The sequence below is a fragment of the Serratia sp. T13T92 genome (genome assembly GCF_047530105.1).
Classification (GTDB): domain Bacteria; phylum Pseudomonadota; class Gammaproteobacteria; order Enterobacterales; family Enterobacteriaceae; genus Chania; species Chania fonticola.
In genome coordinates, this window is the sequence record NZ_JBLJAK010000026.1 from 1 (window position 1) to 21,663 (window position 21,663).

The 21,663-nt window shown below is 52.3% G+C and carries 18 protein-coding genes and 1 tRNA gene; 8 read left to right on the forward strand and 11 right to left on the reverse strand.

Features of this window, described 5'->3' with window-relative positions; translation table 11 throughout:
* Window positions 1-1,775 (reverse strand): beta-ketoacyl synthase N-terminal-like domain-containing protein (locus ACMV5I_RS20255; RefSeq protein WP_414825152.1); only part of this gene is annotated, 1,775 nt, incomplete at its 3' end.
* 295 nt (window positions 1,776-2,070) lie between these two features.
* Between ACMV5I_RS20255 and hlyD the strand changes: the two genes are divergently transcribed.
* The 6 genes from hlyD (at window position 2,071) to ACMV5I_RS20285 (ending at window position 9,452) form a co-directional block, all read left to right on the forward strand.
* Window positions 2,071-3,060, forward strand: coding sequence for a secretion protein HlyD (gene hlyD / locus ACMV5I_RS20260; protein ID WP_414825153.1), 990 nt, complete (start codon window positions 2,071-2,073; stop codon window positions 3,058-3,060).
* 23 nt (window positions 3,061-3,083) lie between these two features.
* Window positions 3,084-4,820 carry an ATP-binding cassette domain-containing protein gene (locus ACMV5I_RS20265; RefSeq protein ID WP_414825154.1) on the forward strand — a complete coding sequence of 579 codons (1,737 nt, stop codon included), beginning with the start codon at window positions 3,084-3,086 and terminating at the stop codon, window positions 4,818-4,820.
* On the forward strand, window positions 4,820-5,953 hold the full coding sequence (locus ACMV5I_RS20270; RefSeq protein ID WP_121607261.1) for an ABC transporter permease: 1,134 nt from the start codon (window positions 4,820-4,822) through the stop codon (window positions 5,951-5,953). Before ACMV5I_RS20265 ends, ACMV5I_RS20270 begins: the two co-directional genes overlap by 1 nt.
* Window positions 5,954-5,962: 9 nt before the next feature.
* Entirely contained in the window at window positions 5,963-7,075 is a 1,113-nt protein-coding gene (locus tag ACMV5I_RS20275) for an ABC transporter permease (protein WP_121607262.1), read from the forward strand.
* A 242-nt stretch (window positions 7,076-7,317) separates the two neighbouring features.
* Window positions 7,318-8,487 carry a p-hydroxyphenylacetate 3-hydroxylase oxygenase component gene (locus ACMV5I_RS20280; RefSeq protein WP_121607263.1) on the forward strand — a complete coding sequence of 390 codons (1,170 nt, stop codon included), beginning with the start codon at window positions 7,318-7,320 and terminating at the stop codon, window positions 8,485-8,487.
* A 20-nt stretch (window positions 8,488-8,507) separates the two neighbouring features.
* Window positions 8,508-9,452: a p-hydroxyphenylacetate 3-hydroxylase reductase component gene (locus ACMV5I_RS20285; RefSeq protein ID WP_065683277.1), complete on the forward strand. Its 945-nt coding sequence runs from the start codon at window positions 8,508-8,510 to the stop codon at window positions 9,450-9,452.
* Between the two features lie 72 nt (window positions 9,453-9,524).
* Here ACMV5I_RS20285 and ACMV5I_RS20290 read toward each other — a convergent pair whose 3' ends face one another.
* Both ACMV5I_RS20290 and ACMV5I_RS20295 read right to left on the reverse strand, forming a co-directional pair.
* A complete protein-coding gene (locus ACMV5I_RS20290; RefSeq protein WP_121607264.1) occupies window positions 9,525-10,727 on the reverse strand; it encodes a Bcr/CflA family multidrug efflux MFS transporter in 1,203 nt (400 codons plus the stop codon).
* Between the two features lie 259 nt (window positions 10,728-10,986).
* Window positions 10,987-11,847, reverse strand: a complete 861-nt coding sequence (locus tag ACMV5I_RS20295; protein ID WP_414825155.1) for an aldo/keto reductase family oxidoreductase — start codon at window positions 11,845-11,847, stop codon at window positions 10,987-10,989.
* A 309-nt stretch (window positions 11,848-12,156) separates the two neighbouring features.
* On the opposite strand from ACMV5I_RS20295, the gene ACMV5I_RS20300 reads away from it, so the two are divergent.
* Window positions 12,157-12,597 (forward strand): transposase, encoded by a 441-nt coding sequence (locus ACMV5I_RS20300; protein ID WP_414825156.1) that lies wholly within the window; start codon window positions 12,157-12,159, stop codon window positions 12,595-12,597.
* A gap of 128 nt (window positions 12,598-12,725) precedes the next feature.
* Here ACMV5I_RS20300 and ACMV5I_RS20305 read toward each other — a convergent pair whose 3' ends face one another.
* The 7 genes from ACMV5I_RS20305 to ACMV5I_RS20335 all read right to left on the reverse strand — a co-directional run bounded on the left by ACMV5I_RS20305 (window position 12,726) and on the right by ACMV5I_RS20335 (window position 19,954).
* A complete protein-coding gene (locus ACMV5I_RS20305; RefSeq protein ID WP_121607267.1) occupies window positions 12,726-13,913 on the reverse strand; it encodes a sugar transporter in 1,188 nt (395 codons plus the stop codon).
* A gap of 173 nt (window positions 13,914-14,086) precedes the next feature.
* A complete protein-coding gene (locus ACMV5I_RS20310; RefSeq protein WP_121607268.1) occupies window positions 14,087-14,803 on the reverse strand; it encodes an ABC transporter ATP-binding protein in 717 nt (238 codons plus the stop codon).
* Complete coding sequence (locus ACMV5I_RS20315) at window positions 14,800-15,675, reverse strand: ABC transporter ATP-binding protein (RefSeq protein WP_414825157.1); 876 nt, start codon at window positions 15,673-15,675, stop codon at window positions 14,800-14,802. The genes ACMV5I_RS20310 and ACMV5I_RS20315 overlap by 4 nt, the downstream gene beginning before the upstream one ends.
* Window positions 15,672-16,958, reverse strand: a complete 1,287-nt coding sequence (gene livM / locus ACMV5I_RS20320) for a high-affinity branched-chain amino acid ABC transporter permease LivM (RefSeq protein ID WP_414825158.1) — start codon at window positions 16,956-16,958, stop codon at window positions 15,672-15,674. The genes ACMV5I_RS20315 and livM overlap by 4 nt, the downstream gene beginning before the upstream one ends.
* Before the next feature lie 8 nt (window positions 16,959-16,966).
* Window positions 16,967-17,881, reverse strand: coding sequence for an ABC transporter permease subunit (locus ACMV5I_RS20325; RefSeq protein WP_021180268.1), 915 nt, complete (start codon window positions 17,879-17,881; stop codon window positions 16,967-16,969).
* Between the two features lie 105 nt (window positions 17,882-17,986).
* Window positions 17,987-19,105 (reverse strand): branched-chain amino acid ABC transporter substrate-binding protein, encoded by a 1,119-nt coding sequence (locus tag ACMV5I_RS20330; RefSeq protein ID WP_098930542.1) that lies wholly within the window; start codon window positions 19,103-19,105, stop codon window positions 17,987-17,989.
* 432 nt (window positions 19,106-19,537) lie between these two features.
* Window positions 19,538-19,954 (reverse strand): hypothetical protein, encoded by a 417-nt coding sequence (locus ACMV5I_RS20335; RefSeq protein WP_024485160.1) that lies wholly within the window; start codon window positions 19,952-19,954, stop codon window positions 19,538-19,540.
* A 667-nt stretch (window positions 19,955-20,621) separates the two neighbouring features.
* Between ACMV5I_RS20335 and ACMV5I_RS20340 the strand changes: the two genes are divergently transcribed.
* Window positions 20,622-20,697: transfer RNA gene (locus ACMV5I_RS20340), tRNA-Asn, on the forward strand.
* A 69-nt stretch (window positions 20,698-20,766) separates the two neighbouring features.
* Here the strand turns inward: ACMV5I_RS20340 and ACMV5I_RS20345 are convergent.
* A complete protein-coding gene (locus ACMV5I_RS20345; RefSeq protein WP_414825159.1) occupies window positions 20,767-21,480 on the reverse strand; it encodes a GntR family transcriptional regulator in 714 nt (237 codons plus the stop codon).
* Window positions 21,481-21,663: the final 183 nt, after the last annotated feature.

The window sequence follows — 21,663 nt, forward strand, 5'->3', positions numbered from 1 at the left end:
CAAAAAGGGCGTGCCATTCTTCGGGCGTGCGGATGTTCCTCATGGGTTTGCTCCGTGTTGATGATCGGGAACAAGATCATGGCAACATCGCGAACGCAATAACAGGTGGGGTTCCAGCGACGCTTACCTTCTACGTAGCTGATGTTTCTGACATCAACCCCCGAGCAGCGCTGCGCCTGTTCAATCACCTCAGCCTGTGACTGTGGGCCAGGTACGCTGTAACCGTTGGTTTTACCACCGTGGTTCAAGGCGCTACCTTTGATAACGCCATAAATGTTATCGCCATCCGCCACCGCACGTGCCAGCGGCTTTAGCACCAGGCTACCTACACCTTCGCTGGGAACATACCCGTCCCCCTGCGCGGCGAAAGCCATGCAGCGACCATGGCTGGACAAGAACTGTTTGTGTGCCAGGTAGGCATATTTATTGGGGTGAATCGACAGGTTAACGGCGCCGGCAATCGCCGCCGCGCACTCCCCCAACATCAGGCTCTGGCAAGCCAGATGAATCGCCGACAGCGACGAAGAACACATGGTGTTAAGCGTCAAGCTTGGCCCATTGAAGTTGCAGAAGTAAGAAACCCGGTTGGTAATCGAGGCACTGTTACTCATAAACAGACCCAGATTACTGCCCAGTCCATAGGGCTGATACTCTTCAACTGTCGTACCCGCGAATACGCCCACCCTTCGCGCTGGATCCAGTGTGTCGCGGGTATATCCGGCATCTTCCAACGCCCCATAGGCAGACTGCATGAACAGACGCTCTGCGGGATCCATCTGTTCAGCCTGATACGGCGAAAGGTTGAAAAACAGCGGGTCGAAACAGTCTACGTCGCGGACAAATCCGCCCCATTTTCCGTAAATTTTGCCCTGAACGCCTTTTTCTGGGGAAAAATAATCACGCCAGTCCCAGCGCTCTGGCGGAATTTCCGTAATACAGTCGACATTCCCCACCAGGTTTTGCCAGAACTCAGTGATGTTCTCCGCGTTAGGGTAACGCCCATCCAGGCCGATGATGGCAATATCAAAGACGGACGTAGGCTGCGAAGATGGCGATACAAAAAGGCTGGACGGGTCATAGCGGTGTTCGCTTTTTGCCAATATTTCTGCGCACATATTCGGTGCCGCTTTATCAGCATTTGACACGCCAAAATGTTCGACCAACTCAGGAGAATAATGATCCAGAAGATAATCCGTTACGCTTTCGATGGTATAATGTTCGAAAAACAATGTTACTGGTAATTCGTCAAAAATATCTTCAAGCTCCTGTGTAATAGACACTACAGCAAGGGAACTAAAACCAAATTCATTGAATGGTGAATGATCTTTCAACGCCTTGGGTGATAGCCTCAATGTACGGCCTATCAACTCTCTCAGATAACGTTTTGTCATGTCCCGCAAACTGTCTTCTTTATTTTTCTCTCGGGCTGTTCCGGAAGATGACAAGATCGTTTTCGTTGTGCACTTCCCTTGTGGAAAATCGCTCAGCCAAGCGATCACGGCCTTCCGTTGGTTCACCAAAAGATGATCCGTTATTGCCTGTATATTTCTATTTTTAAAAAAGAAGGTGGAGCCAATCCCTTCAAAAAAACCTCCCAGCAAGCACGCAAGCTGTAAGGCAAGAGAAGAATTGACCCCGTAACGCGTCAACGGTTCCTTTTCACTGATTCTGTTCACAGGCGTGTTCAGTTGACTCGCAATCAACTGCGCTAAACGCTGATTCAATTGTTCATTTAACGACGCCCCCCCCTCATTCTGTGATTCCTGTAATTCCATTTCCCGTATCCTTCACAAATAGAGCCAGAACAGCTAACCGATTTTTTTTTCAACATCAATGTACTACAACATTAGAAAATAAATTGTACTGAACACAAAAAAAAGAGTAGTCCATTATTAAACCGAGATACATCCGATTTATTTTTAATCGTTAAACGTATAAACTCAGAACAATCACTCTTTAAATTAAATTGAATTAATGCAAGTCTAAAAATATCACTCCTGACACCCACACCCTATGCCCCATAAAAACCGGATAACTTTAAATCATAAAAATGGAGGCGCGACCAGCAAGATGAGCAAAAATAGGATTAAAACTATTGCCATAGTAATTATTTTTTGTATTACCGCATATTATGGCTATCAATCTCAGCAGCAACAGGAGAAACCGCTGACGCTTTATGGCAATGTCGATACCCGATCGGTTAATGTCGGATTCCGGGTATCAGGTCGACTTGCCTCGCTTAATGTGGATGAAGGTGACATCGTCAAAGAGGGGCAGATACTCGGCCAGTTAGACTCTGGAAGTTACCTTGATGCGTTGACGTTGACACGTGCGAATGTAGCTAGCGCCAAAGCCAGGTTGTCTCTGCTGGAGGCAGGTTATCGTGATGAAGAGATAGGTCAGGGGCATTCCGAGGTAGCCCAACGTCTTGCTGCTTACAACTACGCCAATAGCGTTTTACAGCGGCAACTGAAATTATGGAAGTTGAAAGCCATTCCAGAAAACCAACTGGAGGAGGCCCGTTCCATCCGCGACCAGGCATTGGCCGCGCTGCAGGTTGCAAAAGAACAACTCACGATATTTCAGAAAGGCAGCCGCCCACAACAGATTGAAGAGGCTAAAGCTAACGTTTTGTATTACCAGGCAACCGAATCACAGGCGCTACGCGACTTTTTGGATACCACCTTATATGCCCCTTCCATCGGTGTAGTGTTAACTCGTGCCGTAGAACCTGGCACCATACTCAACGCAAACCGCACGGTATTTACGCTGTCACTGACAGAGCCCGTGTGGATTCGAGCCTATGTTAGTGAAGCGAGTCTCGGCAAGGTAGCACCAGGCACGAAGATGAAAATATCCACTGACAGCCGTCCGCACAACTACTACCACGGTAAAGTTGGCTTTATCTCCTCTACTGCCGAATTTACGCCCAAGAATGTGGAAACCCCCGATCTGCGTACCGATCTGATTTATCGCCTGCGCATTGTCGTTACCGATCCCGATAGCTCATTGCGACAGGGAATGCCCGTCACCCTGCATTTTACCGACGACGTAAAGTAGCTCAGGCCAAGGGCAGAATAACAATGATAAAACCAACACTCGTTATTGAGATGGAGTCGCTGCAAAAACATTTCCCAACTCGCGAGCAACCCGCGGTCAATGGTTTGACCGCCGTATTGCACAGTGGTGCAGTAACGGGTCTTATCGGCCCTGATGGTGCAGGAAAAACCACCCTGATCCGCATGCTCGCTGGCCTGATGACACCAACCGGAGGGAAAGTTCGGGTGGCGGGGTTGGATCCCTGCACGCAATCTCGCCATCTACATACCATTCTGGGCTATATGCCGCAGAGGTTCGGTCTGTATGAAGACTTGACGGTCATCGAAAATCTGACGCTATACGCAGAGCTGCGCGGCATAAGAGGGGAACAGCGTAGACAAGCCTTCAGTCGCCTATTGACGTTTACCGATTTGACGCATTTTACCAACCGCATGACCGGTAAGCTTTCCGGTGGTATGAAGCAAAAACTGGGGCTGGCTTGTACGTTACTCGGCCAACCCCAGGTTTTGTTGCTCGACGAACCCAGTGTAGGTGTCGACCCCATTTCACGTAGTGAACTGTGGCAGATGGTGCATGAGCTCGCCGACGACGGAATGTTGATCTTATGGAGTACCTCCTACCTGGATGAGGCTGAGCGATGCAGCAATATCCTGTTGATAAACGAGGGTAAGATTTTATTCAACGGCGTACCACAAACACTGACACAGAGCATGACAGGGCGTACCGTGCAAATTGAGACATCGGAAATCAGCCATCGCGCACTATTACAGCGAGCAATTGTCCTGCCAGAAGTTAGTGACGGCGTCATCCAGGGGAAATTTTTACGTCTGGCTTTGCAAGCAGGAGTCGATCGCCAGCAACTGCGACACAATCTCAATCTGTCCTGCGCGAAGATAACGGATACAGCCCCCCGTTTTGAAGACGCTTTCATTGATCTGCTTGGCGGTAATCAGAACAGTAAGTCAGTTCTGACAGAGGTCCTGTCAGCCATTGAGGCAAGTCCAGATGAAACGGTTATTGAAGCCCGGGAATTAACCAAAAGATATGGCGATTTTTTCGCCAATGACCGTGTCAGTTTCAAAGTACAGCGTGGTGAAATATTCGGCTTGCTTGGTCCCAACGGCGCGGGAAAATCCACAACGTTTAAGATGATGTGCGGGTTACAGGTTCCCAGTTCCGGCCAAGCTCTGGTTCTGGGTGAAGATTTGAAAAAAAACGCCAGCAATACACGCCAACGCCTGGGATACATGGCACAAAAATTTGCGCTGTACAGCAACCTGACGGTCGCGCAGAACCTGCGATTTTTTTCCGGCATTTATGGTCTGCGTGGCAAAAAGCAGCACGACAAAATGACTGAAATGATCGCCGCCTTCAACCTGCATTCCCTGATGGGCCAAAAAACAGATTCCCTTTCCCTGGGATATAAACAGCGTCTGGCCTTGGCCTGCGCCCTTATGCATCAACCAGACATTCTGTTTCTTGATGAACCCACCTCTGGCGTTGATCCCATTACTCGCCGGGAATTCTGGCTACATATCAATGGAATGGTGGATAAAGGCGTTACGGTAATGGTGACGACGCACTTTATGGAAGAAGCAGAGTATTGTGACCGCATTGCATTAGTTTACCGCGGAAAAATTATCGCTATTGGCACCCCAGACGAGCTTAAACACCAGATTGCCAATGCGCAAAACCCCGATCCGACGATGGAACAAACGTTTATCGCATTGATCAAAAATTATGATGCAGAGGAAGCATAATGGACAGCGATCGTTTTTCCTGGAGACGCCTGCACGCGCTGTGCATCAAAGAGATACGACAAATCCTGCGTGACCCCAGCACTGGCTTGGTCGCAGTCGTTATCCCACTAATGCTGTTAGCCATTTTCAGTTATGGTATCAATCTAGACTCCAATCGGCTGAAGCTTGGCATACTGGTTGAGCAGCGAAGCAAGGACGCCAACGATCTCATCCAGGCCTTTACCAGTACGCCCTATATCACTCCTTTCCTCAGCATCAGCCGACCTGAGTTGACTGAAATGATGCAAGCCGGTCATATCAGCGGCATGGTGGTTATTCCTGCGGATCTCTCCAAACGTCTGGCACATCCGGACGAGCGGGCGCCACTGCAAGTGATCACCGACGGTAGCGATCCCAACACGGCCAACTTCGTTCAAGGTTATGTTCAGAGCATCTGGCAAATCTGGCAGTTGCAGCAAAGTAACGACCAGGGCCGCAATGATCGGCCGCTGATTGAGCCTAAAATACGCTACTGGTATAACCCAGCCGCGAACAGTCAGTATTTCATCGTGCCTGGCGCGATCACCATCATCATGACCGTAATTGGTGCAATTCTGACTTCGCTGGTCATTGCTCGCGAATGGGAACGCGGCACAATGGAAGCATTGCTTTCTACCCAAATCACACCGGCGGAGTTTCTGTTGTCCAAACTGATACCCTATTACCTATTGGGTCTGAGCGTGATGGGGCTTTGTATGCTGACCTCAACCCTGATCCTCGGCATCCCTTTCCGCGGTTCATATCTACTGTTGCTGCTCACCAGCAGTCTATTCATGCTCAGCTCACTCGGACTGGGAATGCTGATTTCAACAGTGACGCGCCTTCAGTTCAACGCCGCATTGATTTCAATGAACGCCGCCTTTTTGCCTGCCGTGATGCTTTCCGGCTTTATTTTCCCAATTGACAGCATGCCTGTGTTAGTTAGGGCTGTAACGTATATCATTCCCGCCCGCTTCTTCGTCAGCGCAATGCAAACCCTGTTTCTGGCAGGAAATATCGGCGTCGTACTGGTTACTAACCTGTTATTTCTAGTCTCTTCAGCAACCATACTGCTCTGGTTGACCGCCAATAAAACCCTACGACGACTAGATTAAGGAGCCTCTATGCTGTCTCGTTTATGGACATTGATCGCTAAAGAAATGCAGGCCCTTTTTAGCGATGCAGATACTCGTGCCGTCCTAATCGTCCCCGTTATTTTACAGGCTCTGCTTTTTCCCTATGCCGCTACGCTGGAGGTAAAAAACGCCACACTCGCCATTTATAACGAGGATAATGGTCTACAATCAATGGAGTTGATCCAGCGCCTGGCTATGGCGGATTCGTTCTCTCGTACCATCCTGTTGCATAATCCGCAAGAGATCAAAACGACGATAGATAACCAACGAGCGTTGCTACTGATTCGTTTTCCCGTCGATTTTTCCCAGAATATTATCAACGGCAATACGGCGTCGATTCAATTGTTGCTTGATGGCCGTAGCTCAAACAGCGCAAGGATCGCCGCCAACTATGCTCAGTCGATCATTTTGCAGTATCAGAACGAAATACTTGCTGATTATGGTTATGAAAAACCTAACAACAGCGAGTTAATCATACGTAATTGGTACAATCCGAGCCTGGATTTTAAATGGATGATCATACCCTCTCTGATCGCTATGATTGCTACCATAGGGGTCTTAATGGTCACCGCCCTTTCGGTTGCCCGCGAACGTGAACAGGGTACCCTGGATCAGTTGCTGGTGTCGCCCATAACTACCTGGCAGCTTTTTATCGGAGAGGCAGTACCAGCAGTGTGTGTCGCGTTCTTTCAGGCAACGTTGGTCTTGCTGATCGGTATTTTTTTGTTTTCGATCCCCTTCAGTGGTTCACTGTGGCTGTTTTATTTTTCTATGCTGATTTACGGCCTTTCACTGGTTGGTTTCGGGTTATTTATCTCATCACTGTGCCAGACCCAACAACAAGCATTTATCGGCACCTTTGGAATGGTGATGCCAGCAATTTTGCTATCAGGTGCTATTTCCCCTGTCGAGAATATGCCCCAGTGGTTGCAACACCTGACCATGCTCAACCCCATGCGCCATTTTGTGAATATCACCAAGCAAATATATCTGAAAGATGCCAGCATCAACATTGTCTGGGAAAGTCTGTGGCCTCTGATGATTATTACCGTTCTCACCGGAGGCATTGCATATATCATCTTTAGGAGCAAAATTGTCTGACTAGAGGTATCCCATAACTTGAGGGGCCAGGTCATAATTAAAACAGCTCGAGGCTCTGGGATAGTATCACCCGCTTTCGCAAACAAATGCATCACCAAGCCGGCTCTACACAAACCCGCCTCCAGATCACACCCTCAACATTTAACATGAAAAGTACAATTTTTTACCTGAATGTTACATTCCATTAAAATACCCTTCCCCCATACTCATCCCACGCCCACCCCTACCGAGGGAACCAACTGATGAAAACTAGCAACCCGATGCTGGAAAAATTACTGCCCATTCTGCCACTTATCGCTGCCAACGCCGCACAGGCGGAAAGCGAACGAAAAGTACCGGATGAGAATATCCGTTTGTTAAAAAGCATAGGTATGCACCGGGTGTTCCAACCGAAAAAATTCGGTGGCCTGGAAATCTCCCTGCCAGAATTCACCGACTGTGTCGCCGCGCTGGCCGGAGCCTGTGGCGGAACCGCCTGGGCTTTCAGTTTGTTATGCACCCACAGCCATCAGATAGCGATGTTTTCTCCCAAACTACAACAAGAGATCTGGGGAGATAATCCAGACGCCACCGCCAGCAGCAGTATTGCCCCGTTTGGCCGCATTGAGGAAGCCGAAGGCGGTGTTTATCTGAGCGGTGAGATGGGCTGGAGCAGCGGTTGTGACCATGCCGAATGGGCGATTGTCGGCTTTCGCCGCAAAAACGCCGACGGTGAGTTGCTCTACAGCTTTGGCGTGATCCCACGTAGCGATTACGAAATTCGTGATGACTGGTTTGCGGTTGGCATGCGCGGCAGCGGTTCCAAAACGCTGGTGATAAAAAATGCCTTCGTGCCGAACCACCGCATTGAGGCCGCTCAGGATATGATGCACGGGCGCTCTGCGGGTTTCGGCCTTTACCCAGACAGTAATATTTTCTACTCGCCCTATCGCCCCTATTTCGCCTGCGGTTTTGCCGCCATCAGCCTTGGCGTTGCCGAGCGTATGCTAGTCGCCTTTAAAGAAAAAACCCAAAACCGCGTGCGAGCCTATACCGGAGCCAGCGTGGGGACGGCTACCCCGGCGCTGATGCGTCTGGCGGAGTCCACCCATCAGGTTGCTGCCGCCCGCGCCTTTTTGGAAAAAACCTGGCAAGAACATGCCGAACACGGCCGAAAGCACCAATATCCTTCCCACGAGACTTTGACGTTCTGGCGTACCAACCAGGCCTACGCGGTCAAAATGTGTATCGAATCGGTCGATCGCTTGTTCAGCGCTGCAGGGGCAACCAGTTGGATGGAAAGCAATGAGATCCAGCGCCTGTTCCGCGACTCGCACATGACTGGGGCACACGCCTATACCGATTACGATGTCTGTGCACAGATATTAGGCCGCGAGTTGATGGGGTTAGAACCCGATCCGACGATGGTATAACGAGCAGGAGAACCTATTTAATGACACATCACACAGAACCTGCTCTGGATCCCCGCGCATTCCGGCGTGCGCTGGGCAACTTCGCCACCGGCGTGACGGTAGTGACGGCAGCAACCGCAGATGGCACCCGCGTGGGAGTCACGGCCAATAGCTTTAACTCGGTATCACTGGATCCGCCGTTGGTATTGTGGAGCATTGATAAACGCTCCGGCAGCTACGCGATCTTTGAACAAGCCAGCCACTTCGCCATTAACGTGCTGGCCGCCGATCAGATGGATATCTCCAATCGTTTCGCCCGCCCCAGCGAGGATAAATTTGCCGGGATTGAGGTGGAGGTCGGCGCGGGTGACGTACCTTTGCTTACCGACTGTGCCGCACGCTTTCAGTGTGAGAAATATCAGCAAGTTGACGGCGGTGACCATTGGATCCTGATTGGTAAAGTGGTGGCGTTTGACGACCTGGGCCGCGCACCGCTGGTGTATCACCAAGGATCCTATTCCATGGTGCTGCCTTATCCGCAGGTGGCGGAGCGCGTTGCACAGAATGCAGTAGGCAGCGCCAGGCAGGAACGCTTGAATAACAACGTCTTCTACTTGCTCACCCAGGCGCTGCGCAGCTATCAAAGTAGCTACCAGCCCAAGCAGCTCTCCACCGGGTTGCGGGCCAGCGAGGCCAGAATGCTGTTGGTATTAGACAGCGACGCCTGCCTTGATAAGGCCTGCCTGCTGGCAGAAATGGCGATGCCAACCAGAGAAATCGAAGAGGCGCAGGAAGCGTTGTACCGTAAAGGCTTGGTATCCAGCACCGAGAATGGCCATCACTTGACCGAGGCTGGCGAACGCCAGGCCAGCGTGCTGAGAGATATTGCCGCCAAACAGCAAGAACAGGTCCTGTCCGCCTTCACGGCAGACGAAGTGGGCATTTTGAAGAAGCTGTTGCGCGGTATTATTGCCAATAGTCAGTGATTTAAATCGGTAAACCTCATGCGCATTGTCGGCAACGGCAATGCGCATGAAAACCTCACCACCACATCCTACCTATTCATGCAGCCGTGAACCAATACGCGCCACAGACATTCTCTGCCCTACCCAACCTAGCGCCGCGCAGACAGCCATCACCAACGTCATGGCAAACGGCGTGTCATCCTGCAACCAGGAAACAGCCAGGCTTGCCAACGCCCCCATGCCAAACTGCAATGAGATAGCGAGCGCGCTGGCACTCCCAGCCTGTTGGCCACGTTGTTGCAACAGGAGCGACAGGCTGTTGGTGCCAATAGCATTCACCAGCGACATAAACAACACCACCAGAATCACCAGGATAGAGAGGCTCTGCTGATGGAACACCAGTAGCAATAACCCAAACAACACCTGGGCGCTGCTTTGTATCATCAACAGGCGCGGCAGGCTGTAAACCTTCAGCATCCGCACGTTCAGCAGCAGCACGGCGATCATGCCAATGACGTTGCAGCCAAACAGCAGCCCGTAATACTGAGCGGGCACCTGGAAGTAGCTGATGTAGACAAAGGGAGAACCGCTGATAAAGGCAAACATGCCCGCGAAGGAAAACGCCAGGGTAGCAATAATGCCCATTGCTTCTCTGTCACGGACCAACAGGCAATAGTTATGAAACGCCTTCAGGATGCTGCCTGACTGCCCTGGCGGGGTTTTTAACGTCTCCGGCAGTACCCAGAACACCAATAACCCGCTGATACAACCCACCACCGCCAACAGCATGAAGATGGCTTGCCAGTCGAAGACCGTCAGCAAAGCACCGCCCAACAGCGGGGCCAGCAGCGGTGCAATCATGGTAACCAGCGTCATTAGCGATAATACTCGGGGCAGTTCATCTGAGGTATAAACATCTCTGGCGATAGCCCGCGCCATCACCACGGCGGCCCCGCTGCCAAATGCCTGTAGCGCCCGCAGTACCACCAATTGCTCAATCTGGGTGACCTGCGTGCATAGCACGCTGGCAATCACAAACAACAGCATGCCGCTAAGCAACAGCTTTCGCCTGCCTAGCCGATCGCTAAGCGGCCCGTACAGCAACATGCCGATGCAAAAACCGGCAAAGAATGCCCCCAATGAGTGCTGCATTTGCCCCTGTGTGGCATGCAGTTGCTGCCCCATAGCGGGTAACGCAGGTAGATACATATCAATCGACAGCGGGCCAAAAGCCACCAGCGATCCCAGTAGCGGGATCAACCAACGTGGCGGCCGGTTAGTAAAGGCAGGTGGCATAGCGGCTCCTCTATCATCAATAACGCCTCAGCGGTTGTGGGTGTGAGTCTTGGTGATTATTCGTTAACATATTAACAATCATCTGATGAAATGGACACATTTAAGACAACATTTGTGTCTTTCCTGACGAGAATGGATTTTGTTAATACATTAAAGAAAACAGGACTGGCGTTGATACGCAGAGGGCTGAGAATGCTGGGAAGATGTATTTTTAGCGGGAACCCAGAGCTCCCGCAGAGGTTATGGTTGCCGGGTTGCCTTACATCGCATTCAACTTCGCAACAGCATCGCTCGGCAGTTTGAGCTGGGCTACGGCAAGATTCTCTTTCAGATGGGCTAGGGAAGATGTCCCTGGGATCAGCAGAATGTTTGGTGAACGCTGCAGCAACCAGGCAAGTGCCACTTGCATAGGCGAGGCTCCCACCTGCTGCGCAACTTCCGACAACGTCGTAGACTGCAACGGCGTGAATCCACCCAGCGGGAAGAACGGCACATAGGCAATGCCCTTGCCAGCCAGTTCGTCGATCAGTGCGTCGTCATCCCGGTGTGCCAGGTTGTAATTATTCTGTACGCAGACAATCTCACAAATCTTCTGCCCTTGCGCAACCTGAGCCGAGGTGACATTACTCAGCCCTATATGGCGGACCAGCCCCTGCTGTTGTAGCTCGGCTAGCACGGAGAGTGGCTCTTCAATCGACCCCTCTGCCGGGCCATGTGCATCAAACATGCAGCGCAGATTGACCACATCAAGCACATCCAACCCCAGATTACGCAGGTTGTCATGCACGGCCTGGGTCAGCTCCGCCGGAGAAAATGCAGGCAACCATGCGCCTTGCTCATCGCGGCGAGCGCCGATCTTGGTGACAATGACCAGATCGTCGGCATAAGGATGCAGTGCCTGGCGAATAATTTGATTGGTGTAATGCGGGCCATAAAAATCGCTGGTATCGATATGGTTGACCCCGTTGGCAACCACTTCACGCAGAACCGCGATGGCCGTTTCAGGCTCCTTCGGCGGACCGAAAACCCCAGGCCCGGCGAGCTGCATGGCGCCATAGCCGAGCCGCTTGACGGTATGCGTGCCGAGCGTAAAGGTACCTGACAGATGAGTGCTGGACATAATCAAACTCCTAATAAGATGGCGCAAAATTCAGACGCTGCTATTACCAACGATAGGCAAACAATATATACCCGTCGCCTGGCAAGCTACAGCGTTCAAACCTATCCGCGACAGATTTATAGGTGCAAACCTATAACCAGGCTGTGCGGTGAGCATCTAGGGAGGGAATACCCACACAACACCATGTCCAACCGTAGGGGCGCTGCATGCTGCGCCCTTCTTTATCCTGCCAAACACCTCGCAAAAATAAACATTTGGCCTATTTGTACCAAACACCCTCAGATGAAATAACCAAAACCAGGAGGAAAAATGACACATGACCGTTCAAGAGAAAGCGTTCGCTTACGCAACTACGACTATGCTTCGGTGGGATTCTATTTTGTAACGATATGCACCCACCAGCGCCAATGCCTTTTCGGCACAATAAATAATTCAATCATGCAGCTCAATAACCACGGGCTTATCGCGGAAAAATGCTGGCTGCAAATACCTCAGCACTTTGCTGCTGTTGGGTTAGACCATTTTGTCGTGATGCCTAACCATATGCATGCGTTATTGCATATTCATATGGAGACTAGCGCTACCGTAGCAACGATTATTCGCAGTTTTAAAGCCGCTGTGACTCGCCAGTTACAGCGACCTATCTGGCAACGTAACTATTGGGAAAGGGTTATTCGTACCGAAAGAGAGTTAGGGTTAGCGCGGGAGTATATCGCGAATAACCGAACAGATAAAGCCGAGGATTATTAGCCTGGTGATTGCTCGTCCAAAGTTAACCATTGGTTATATGAACGGGCGCAGCATGCAGCGCCCCTACGTTCAGAACCGGTTGAAGTTTGTCAGCATGCAGCGTATCTACAAGGTGTTTGCCAGAGCTATCAAGCCCGATGGTGCTGCAAACGTTCACTGCGGTAGAAACTCAATACACACCAGCCGAGGGCGATCAGTGCCAACGGCGCGCCGACGAAGCCAATGTTTGGCATTCCCAGATGCAGGCTGACCTGGTTGCCCAGCAACGCCCCGCCGCCGATCCCAAAGTTATACAAACCGGAGAAGATCGCCATCGAGACATCGGTCGCATCCGGTGCCAGACTGAGCACCTTCGCCTGCATGGAAAGACCAATCGCCATGATGGCCATGCCCCAGATCACACACAGCAACGTCAGAGTCGTTTCATTACCGGAGGCGGGCAACAGCAATAACAGGCTGAGGGCCAGCAGGCCAATTGCGCCCATAAAGAAACCCGACGGGAAGCGTTCGCTATAGCGGCTGAACAGCAGGCTGCCAACAATACCCGCAGCGCCGAACAGCAACAACATCAAGGTGGTAAAGTTGGCGGATAACCCAGCCACGGTCTGGATAAAGGGCTCGATGTAGCTGTAGGCAGTAAAGTGCGCCGTCACCACGATGATGGTCAACATATACAGGCTGACCAGCTCCGGGCGTTTGAACAGCAGGGGAACGCTGGCCAGTGAACCAGAATGCTCGCTTTTTAACACTGGCAGCAAGCGCCATAGCATCACCAACGCCAGGGTGGCGCACACGGCAATGCCAATAAACGTCATACGCCAGCCGAGCAATTGCCCCACCACTCGGCCTAACGGTAATCCCAACACCATCGCCAGCGCGGTTCCCCCCGCCAACATGCTCAGCGCCTGTGCCTTCTTGCCCGCCGGAGCCACCCGAATGGCCAATGACGCAGTGATCGACCAGAACACCGAGTGTGCCAATGCCACACCGGCGCGCGAGATCACCAGCGTGGTGAAGTTCCACGCCACCGCAGTGAGCACATGGCTGGCAATAAACAGGACAAACACCCAGATCAGCAATTTACGCCGTTCGATCTTGCTGGTCAGCAACATACAGACCAGCGACATCGTGGCAACGATCCAGGCATAAATCGTGATGATCAGCCCCACCTGCTCGGTTTGCATCCCAAAGCTTTGGGCAATATCACTCAATAACCCGACTGGGATAAATTCGGTGGTATTAAAGATAAATGCCGAAATGGCCAAGACGACCACGCGCATCCAGGCGGTCGAGCGGGAAGTGCTGATTTCATCCATTGTAAGGTGTTCCGGAACAGGGGCTGGCAGTGGTGCCATTTTAACTAACCCATAACCAGAATGCGACCTAGATCACGTTTTTGTAGCGCTGTTTTTTTCAACAGTAGGAGCGCCGTATGTGACGCCCCTACGATCGAGGATGTTCAATGTGCCCCTCATCGGGGCGGTTACCTTTATGCGCCTCCCAGATAAGCCTTCCTCACCTCCTGATTGCTCAGCAGTTCTGCACCGCTGCCGCTCAGGCGGATTTGCCCATTGACCATCACGTAGCCCCGATCGGACAGCTTCAGCGCATGGTTGGCGTTTTGCTCCACCAGGAAAATTGTCATGCCGCCGTTGGCCAGTTCACGCAGAATGCTGAAGATCTGTTTGACGATGATCGGTGCCAGCCCCAGGCTAGGCTCATCCAGCAACAGCAGCTTTGGCCGGCTCATCAGCGCACGGGCTATCGCCAGCATTTGCTGTTCACCGCCGGACATGGTCATCGCCCGCTGGTTACGCCGCTCTTTCAGACGTGGAAACAGCTCATACATACGCTGCATATCTTCAGCAGCATGATGGTTGCCGAGGGTAATCGTGCCCATCAGCAGATTTTCTTCCACGCTCATGTCAGGGAAAATCCGCCGCCCTTCCGGGGCCTGGGCAATGCCGCTACTGGCCACAAAATGCGTCGACCGCTGGCTGATATCCGTCCCCTGAAACAGGATCTGTCCACCGCTGATGCGAGGTTGGCCAAAGATTGACATCAGCAAGGTGGATTTCCCCGCCCCGTTGGCCCCGATCAACGCTACGGTTTCCCCTTGCCTGACCTGCAATGACACCTGTTGCAGCGCCTGGATCGGGCCGTAATGGACATCTACCTCGCGAAATTCCAGCATCACCTCGCTCATCCCGCCAGCTCCTCTTCGTCTGCGCCCAGATAGGCGGCGATCACGCTGTCATTGTGTTGGATCTCCTGCGGTGTTCCCTCGGCGATCACATTACCGTGATCCAGCACGATCACCCGGTCAGAAATCTCCATCACCATTCCCATATCATGTTCGATCAGCAGCACCGTAATATCATGATGCTGGCGCAGAAAGCGGATGATCCGGCTCAGGGTCGCGGTTTCCACCGGGTTCAACCCGGCGGCGGGTTCGTCCAGGCAGATCATTTCTGGGGTGGTGCACATCGCGCGGGCGATCTCCAGCCGCCGCTGCTGGCCGTAGGACATCTCCCCCGCCAGCCGGTTGGCACAGTCCACCAACTCGACCACCTCCAGCCAGTAAAATGCGCGGTCCAGCGCTTCATTTTCTGCCCGGCGATAGGCAGGCGTATTGAGCACGCCTGCAATCAGGTTGCGGTTACTCAAACGGTGTTGCGCCACCAGCAGGTTCTCCACCACCGACATCTCACGGAACAGACGGATATTCTGGAAGGTGCGGGCCAGCCCGGCACGGTTCACCAGATGTGTACCACCAAACATTTTGTAGTACAGGCGGGAACCCAGTTGCACGGGGTTAATCCAGTCCCCTGCACGGAATTTCTGGCCGAGGATACGGATCACATCAATGGGCCGTTTGTGAGTATTGAGCAGGATCGCCCCGCCGCTGGCACGGTAAAAACCCGTCAGGCAGTTGAACACCGTGGTTTTCCCCGCGCCGTTCGGGCCGATCAACGCTGTGATCGACCCACGCTCCACCTCGAGATTTACATCGTTCAGCGCTTTGATGCCACCGAAATGCATCATCAAATGTTCAACGCGCAAAATGGCATCGCTCATGGTGCTACCCCCTTGCGTGGCGTAAAGCTGCTACGGCTGATACGCACCAGGCCGCGTGGCCGCCAGATCATCATCAACACCATCAGTACGCCAAACAGCAACACTCGATATTCGGCAAAGCTGCGCAGCAGTTCCGGGGCCACCGTCAGCACAAAGGCTGCCAGCACGACGCCGATAGTCGATCCCATTCCCCCGAGCACCACGATCGCCAGGATCAGCGCCGATTCAAAGAAGGTAAACGACGTTGGATTGACGAACCCTTGATAGGTAGCAAAGAACACCCCGGCGATACCCGCGGTGGAAGCTCCCATCATAAACGCCGAGAGTTTGACCAGCACATGATTAAGCCCGAGAGAACGGCAAGCGATTTCATCCTCCCGTAACGCTTCCCATGCCCGCCCTATCGGCATCCGCGTCAGCCGGTGTTTGACGAACAGCACCAGCAACACCACCAGACACAACACCACATAGATGAAGATAAACTTCAGGTTGGGGTTATAGGTAATACCGAGGAACTCGTGGATCGGTATTCCCCCTTCCTTGGCTCGGCGGCCGAACTCCAGGCCGAACAGGGTCGGAGCAGGAACCGAAACGCCGTTTGGCCCACCGGTTAACGACACCCAGTTATTCAGCACCAGGCGAATGATTTCACCAAAGCCCAGCGTCACTATCGCCAGATAGTCACCGTGCATACGCAGCACCGGGAACCCCAGCAATGCCCCGGCCAGCGCCGCCATTAGCGCTCCCAGCGGCAACATCGCCCAAAAGCCCAGGCCCAAATACTGATAGCCCAACGCCAAGCCGTAGGCACCAATGGCATAAAACGCCACGTAACCCAGATCGAGCAGCCCGGCCAGCCCCACCACAATGTTCAATCCCAGCCCTAACAACACATAAATCAGGCCGAGGATCGCCACGGTCAGCAGGTATTTGGTCGCCATAAACGGGAACAGCAATACCAACACCGCCAGCAGAGGCAGGATCCAACGCAGGCTCGTTCTGGCTCCGACTGGCCGAACATAAACACCGTCATTGCCCCCTTCAAAACGCGCCGACACCTTGCGCCCCAGCGGCGTTTGCAAAAACAGGCTGAGTAACAAGCGCCCCACCATGACTACCGCAATAATCACCACCAGGCGACGGGGCTCAAAGTTGAAACTGTAGCCGTCCAGCACGATGCCGACGATCGGGCCAAACACAATCAGCGCGATCAGGCCCGCGAGAACGGCATCCAACAGGCTGCGTTTAATACTCAGCCCTTGATGAACTGTGGATTGAGACATAGTTTCCCTCACACCTTAGCGACCATTGGCCGCCCCAGCAGACCCTGAGGGCGGAAAATCAGGATCACCACCAGCAGACCGAATGAAAACACATCCTTGTAATCCGAGTTCACCATACCGGCGAACTGTGCCTCTGCCACGCCAAGCAGCAAGCCTCCGAGCATCGCGCCGGGCAATGAGCCAATGCCCCCCAGCACCGCTGCGGTGAAGGCTTTGACGCCGATAATAAAGCCCACGTAAAAATCGAAGGTGCCGTAGTTCATGGTGACCAGCACCCCGGCCAGCCCGGCCATCGCCGCGCCAATCACAAACACCAGCGAGATCACCCGATCGGTATTGATACCGAGTATCGATGCCATCTTGCGATCCTGTTGGGTAGCCCGGCAGATACGCCCCAGGCGCGTGCGTTGGATCACGTAGGTAAGCACCGCCATACCCAATAGTGCGGCGACCAGAATAAATACCTTGGTGTAGGTAATCTGGATCACACCGCCATCAAAATTGAGCCGAAAAACGCCGTCCAGCAGCGTGGGGATCCCCTGCTGGCGAGGCCCCTGACTAATTTGCGCGTAGTTCTGCAAGATCAGCGACATACCGATGGCAGAAATCAGCGGAGCCAGACGCGTGGAGTTACGCAGCGGTTTATAAGCGATACGTTCAATCACCCAACCATAAACGCCGGTGACCACGATGGTGAAAACCAGGGTGCCCAGGATCAACAGCGGGAAAGAGTGGAGACCAAAGAAGGAGAGCAGCGCCAGGCCAATCGCACACAGATAGGCAGAAATCATATACACCTCGCCGTGGGCGAAGTTGATCATGCCAATAATGCCGTACACCATGGTGTAGCCGATGGCGATCAGGCCATACACCGCGCCAAGGGTCAGGCCGTTAATCAGCTGTTGCAGGAAGAATACATCCATAATAAGCAATCTCACCTGATGGGCGAGCCGCAAGTTCAGCACCACGCGGCCCAAAGGGGGTTAAGGAACGGATCCGCCATACGCACGGATCCGTTGATCTTTACATCAGAGCTGGTGATATTTGCCTTTGTCATCCCATTGGTAGACCACGTAGTCTGATACCTTCAGGTCACCTTTTTTATCCCAGGCTTTTTTCCCCATCACGGTATCCACATCGTGAGATTTCAACCACTCGCTGGCCTTGGCACTGTCTTTACCACCGGTGGCATTGAACGCTGCAGCGATGGCCTGAATCGATGCGTAGGAGTACAGCGTGTACCCTTCTGGCTCAAATCCACTCTCGCGGAACTTGGCAATCACCGCTTTCCCTTCAGGGATCTGACGCGGATCGTTACCGAAGGTCATCAGCACGCCAGTGGTGTACTGTGGCCCACCGGCCGCCGTCACCAGTTCCTCGGTAACAATACAGTCGCCGGAGAAGAATTTGGCTTTCACCCCTTGCTCACGCATCTGGCGCACCAGCGGACCCGCCTCTGGATGGCAGCCGCCGAAGTACACCACGTCTGGATTAACCGAGGCGATTTTGGTCACCAGGGCGTTAAAGTCTTTCTCACCGCGCGACAGCCCTTCGTACATCACTTCCTTCACGCCACGTTTGTTCATTTCTGCCTTGGCGGCATCTGCCAGCCCCTGGCCGTAAGTGTCCTTATCATGGATGACGGCAATCTTTTTCGCCTTCAGGGTATCCAGCATGTAATTGGTGGCGATGACCCCTTGCTGATCGTCGCGGCCGCACATGCGGAACATGTTATTCATGCCACGTTCGGTGATTTTCGGGTTGGTGGAGCCGGGAGTGATGGCAATAATCCCAGCTTCGTCATACACCTCCGAAGCGGGCATGGTGGAAGACGAGCAGAAATGCCCCACCACCGCAGCGACGTGATCCTGATCGACCAACCGGTTAGCTACCGAGACGGCTTGCTTAGGTTCACAAGCATCATCGCCTTGCACCAGCTTGATTTTTTCCCCTTTAATTCCCCCGGCCGCATTGATGTCTGCGGCAGCCTGCGAGGCCCCACGCCAGTATTGATCCCCATAGGTGGCATTTGGGCCGGAGAATGGCCCGGCGACGCCAATCACGATATCGGCATGTGCAGAAAAAGCCGTACTAAAACAACCAATAAGCAGAGCAGCAAGCGGGGTTTTTAGCAATCTCAATGACATTTTGCATTCCTCAGCACTGTTTTAGCGAAAGACCGTAGACCCGGCCAGTTGCAAATTGCGGCCAATAACGGCGGCAGTTGCAGGACGACGGGTAATGACGTGGAGCAGTCACTTTATGTGTAGTCGGGGAAAATAATTTGCGCGAGAGCGCAACCGATTTACCCGCGTTTATCCAAGCAAAAATCTAGCCATTGTGACGGCGCATACAAAAATAGGGCAGATTTGCTGGCGCTCTCAGCCGTAAAAATGAGGAGGCTCACTGGTTTTAGCGGGCAACGAGCGTGAGAAAAGAACGAGGAGAATTTGCTGGCGCACCTTGCTGGTGCAACTGGAGGGCATTTTGGATGAGCAGAAAACAGAAACGCTCCCTAAGAGAGCGTTTCTGGTACAACACCATGTATTCCCGGAATATCTGAATACGGGGTATGCGCGTTAGGCGCCAGTCACACGCTCGATCAAGGCATTGGTCAGGTCGGTGCTGATACGGTTACAGGTTTTGGCAATGCGGAACTGATAGGCGGCATCCATGATTTGATGGATGTCGGTGCTGACATTGTCACGAATGCGCATGTAAAGCTTGGCCTGCGCCACAATATCGTTCAATTCTACGCTGCGGGTTTGATACAACCGCGGGCTAACCTGTTGCAGAGCATTCAGCTCTTTCATGCAGGGATACATGATGTCATCGGTACCGACAGAAGCCATCGGCTGAGCTGGCTGCGTAACGGTAGCGCTAGGTGTAACTGGGGTTGGCGCAGGGACACCGGCGGCGGTGGCAGGTTTGGTTTTCGCAGTCTGGCACCCTGCCAGCAACACACACAATGCAGCTATGGCGATTGTTTTTTTCATTACTAAAAAACTCCGGGAAACAAAGGAACGGCGTAGTTTACCGCTATAAAAATGGCTTGGCGTAGCATAGAGTAATAAAGCAAGCATTGACAAGATCTGCGAGGGCCCCATTACTGCTATCAGCATAGAATGCCCGCCAGAGTAACATAGAAAAATCTTAAAAAAAATCACTTATCGCCAATTACATCGACTTACCATTTTGATTTAAATCAACTTTTTTGAAAAAACCAAGCATCCGGCAGCTGAAAAATAAAAAAACAATCTCGATCACAGTTTGGTAAAAAAATAAGCAGATATTTTGGGTTTTCACTAGTGGCCCCATCCCAACGGTGTTAAGACCCCTCCTGATTAATTTATATTCGGTGAGGAGTATTTTAGTGGGATCGCTTTATGGCGGTACTACTTAACATTTTGTCATTACAGCGGAATGGCGAAATGGGCAGCTAGCTCACTTTGTGGGGGCTGCATACTGCGCCCGTTTAGCTGTATGTTGAACCCGTTAATCGTTGTCATCCCTAGGGATCCGCATTTTTTCGCGTTGTTCACCAAAGCAAAGTGCCGAAAAACGAGCCAATATGCTCAATCTGGCAGCAAACGCACTTTTCCCTCACTTTAGTGCTTTGACAAACCCAATACGCCTCGCTATTATTCGCCTCGTTCACACGATTCCTCTGTAGTTCAGTCGGTAGAACGGCGGACTGTTAATCCGTATGTCACTGGTTCGAGTCCAGTCAGAGGAGCCATATTTAGAGAAGCCCGCTTAGGAAACTAAGCGGGCTTTTTGCTTTCCAACGTTGTCTTAGCAGTTCGCCCTATACTTTCACATGCTCCCGCCGTAAATGGTAATCCACCTGGTACTCGCTGGCATTTCTGAACATCACCGAGTAATTCACGAAATCGCCGCTGTCGCTGTATGACAGCGAGGTGATGCGCAAAATAGGTGTCAGCTCATCGACATTCAGCAGCTTCGCCATCTTTTTATCGGCCAGTACAGGCGTGAGGCTCTCATAATTGCCGCGCACGATGATGTGGCATTCATCTTCGATATAGCTGAATTTTGACCCCTCCAGGTGGGCAACGGACAAATTGCGATAGAGCTTCGCTGGCATATAGCTGTCTTCTACCATCAGTGGCTTGCCGTCGACCGAACGAACCCGGCGCGAGTAGTAGATCCGCTCATCAATCTTAATGCGCAGCTGGCTGGCGATAGCGGGTGGTGCAGGCATAATAGTAAACTCCAGCACGTCGCTTACCACCTCCTTACCCTGATTACGCATTACCTCGATAAATCCGGTCAGGTTGGTGGTTTCATGATGCACATCTTTCTTCGCGACATACGTGCCGCTACCGTGGCGGCGCTCCACCAATCCCCACCCCACCAGCAGATCTATCGCCTTGCGAAGGGTCATGCGGGAGACGCCAAACTCTTCCGCCAGGCGAACCTCCGCAGGCAATGGGCTGCCAATATGATAATCGGCGGAATTGAGCCGAATGCGTAGCCTGTCGGCTATGGATTTGTAGATCACTGATAGACCTCTCTGGAGTTTCGCGCCGCGCTTAAATAATCCACACCCTATAAATTAATAGGCTGTTTTTATTGAGGTTGCAAACACCCTCATCAAGTGAAAATTCCAAGCGAAATCGTCGTGTACAGTTTTATGACGAAAAGTAGACAACTTGGTGCAAACAAAAACCATGAATGCGATCAC

What these genes read in the sequence shown, in the direction of transcription:
- hlyD (WP_414825153.1), top strand. Translation starts at nt 2,071, where the DNA reads ATGAGCAAAAATAGGATTAAAACTATTGCCATAGTAATTATTTTTTGT.
- ACMV5I_RS20265 (WP_414825154.1), top strand. Translation starts at nt 3,084, where the DNA reads ATGATAAAACCAACACTCGTTATTGAGATGGAGTCGCTGCAAAAACAT.
- ACMV5I_RS20270 (WP_121607261.1), top strand. Translation starts at nt 4,820, where the DNA reads ATGGACAGCGATCGTTTTTCCTGGAGACGCCTGCACGCGCTGTGCATC.
- ACMV5I_RS20275 (WP_121607262.1), top strand. Translation starts at nt 5,963, where the DNA reads ATGCTGTCTCGTTTATGGACATTGATCGCTAAAGAAATGCAGGCCCTT.
- ACMV5I_RS20280 (WP_121607263.1), top strand. Translation starts at nt 7,318, where the DNA reads ATGAAAACTAGCAACCCGATGCTGGAAAAATTACTGCCCATTCTGCCA.
- ACMV5I_RS20285 (WP_065683277.1), top strand. Translation starts at nt 8,508, where the DNA reads ATGACACATCACACAGAACCTGCTCTGGATCCCCGCGCATTCCGGCGT.
- ACMV5I_RS20290 (WP_121607264.1), bottom strand. Translation starts at nt 10,727, where the DNA reads ATGCCACCTGCCTTTACTAACCGGCCGCCACGTTGGTTGATCCCGCTA.
- ACMV5I_RS20295 (WP_414825155.1), bottom strand. Translation starts at nt 11,847, where the DNA reads ATGTCCAGCACTCATCTGTCAGGTACCTTTACGCTCGGCACGCATACC.
- ACMV5I_RS20300 (WP_414825156.1), top strand. Translation starts at nt 12,157, where the DNA reads ATGACACATGACCGTTCAAGAGAAAGCGTTCGCTTACGCAACTACGAC.
- ACMV5I_RS20305 (WP_121607267.1), bottom strand. Translation starts at nt 13,913, where the DNA reads ATGGATGAAATCAGCACTTCCCGCTCGACCGCCTGGATGCGCGTGGTC.
- ACMV5I_RS20310 (WP_121607268.1), bottom strand. Translation starts at nt 14,803, where the DNA reads ATGAGCGAGGTGATGCTGGAATTTCGCGAGGTAGATGTCCATTACGGC.
- ACMV5I_RS20315 (WP_414825157.1), bottom strand. Translation starts at nt 15,675, where the DNA reads ATGAGCGATGCCATTTTGCGCGTTGAACATTTGATGATGCATTTCGGT.
- livM (WP_414825158.1), bottom strand. Translation starts at nt 16,958, where the DNA reads ATGTCTCAATCCACAGTTCATCAAGGGCTGAGTATTAAACGCAGCCTG.
- ACMV5I_RS20325 (WP_021180268.1), bottom strand. Translation starts at nt 17,881, where the DNA reads ATGGATGTATTCTTCCTGCAACAGCTGATTAACGGCCTGACCCTTGGC.
- ACMV5I_RS20330 (WP_098930542.1), bottom strand. Translation starts at nt 19,105, where the DNA reads ATGTCATTGAGATTGCTAAAAACCCCGCTTGCTGCTCTGCTTATTGGT.
- ACMV5I_RS20335 (WP_024485160.1), bottom strand. Translation starts at nt 19,954, where the DNA reads ATGAAAAAAACAATCGCCATAGCTGCATTGTGTGTGTTGCTGGCAGGG.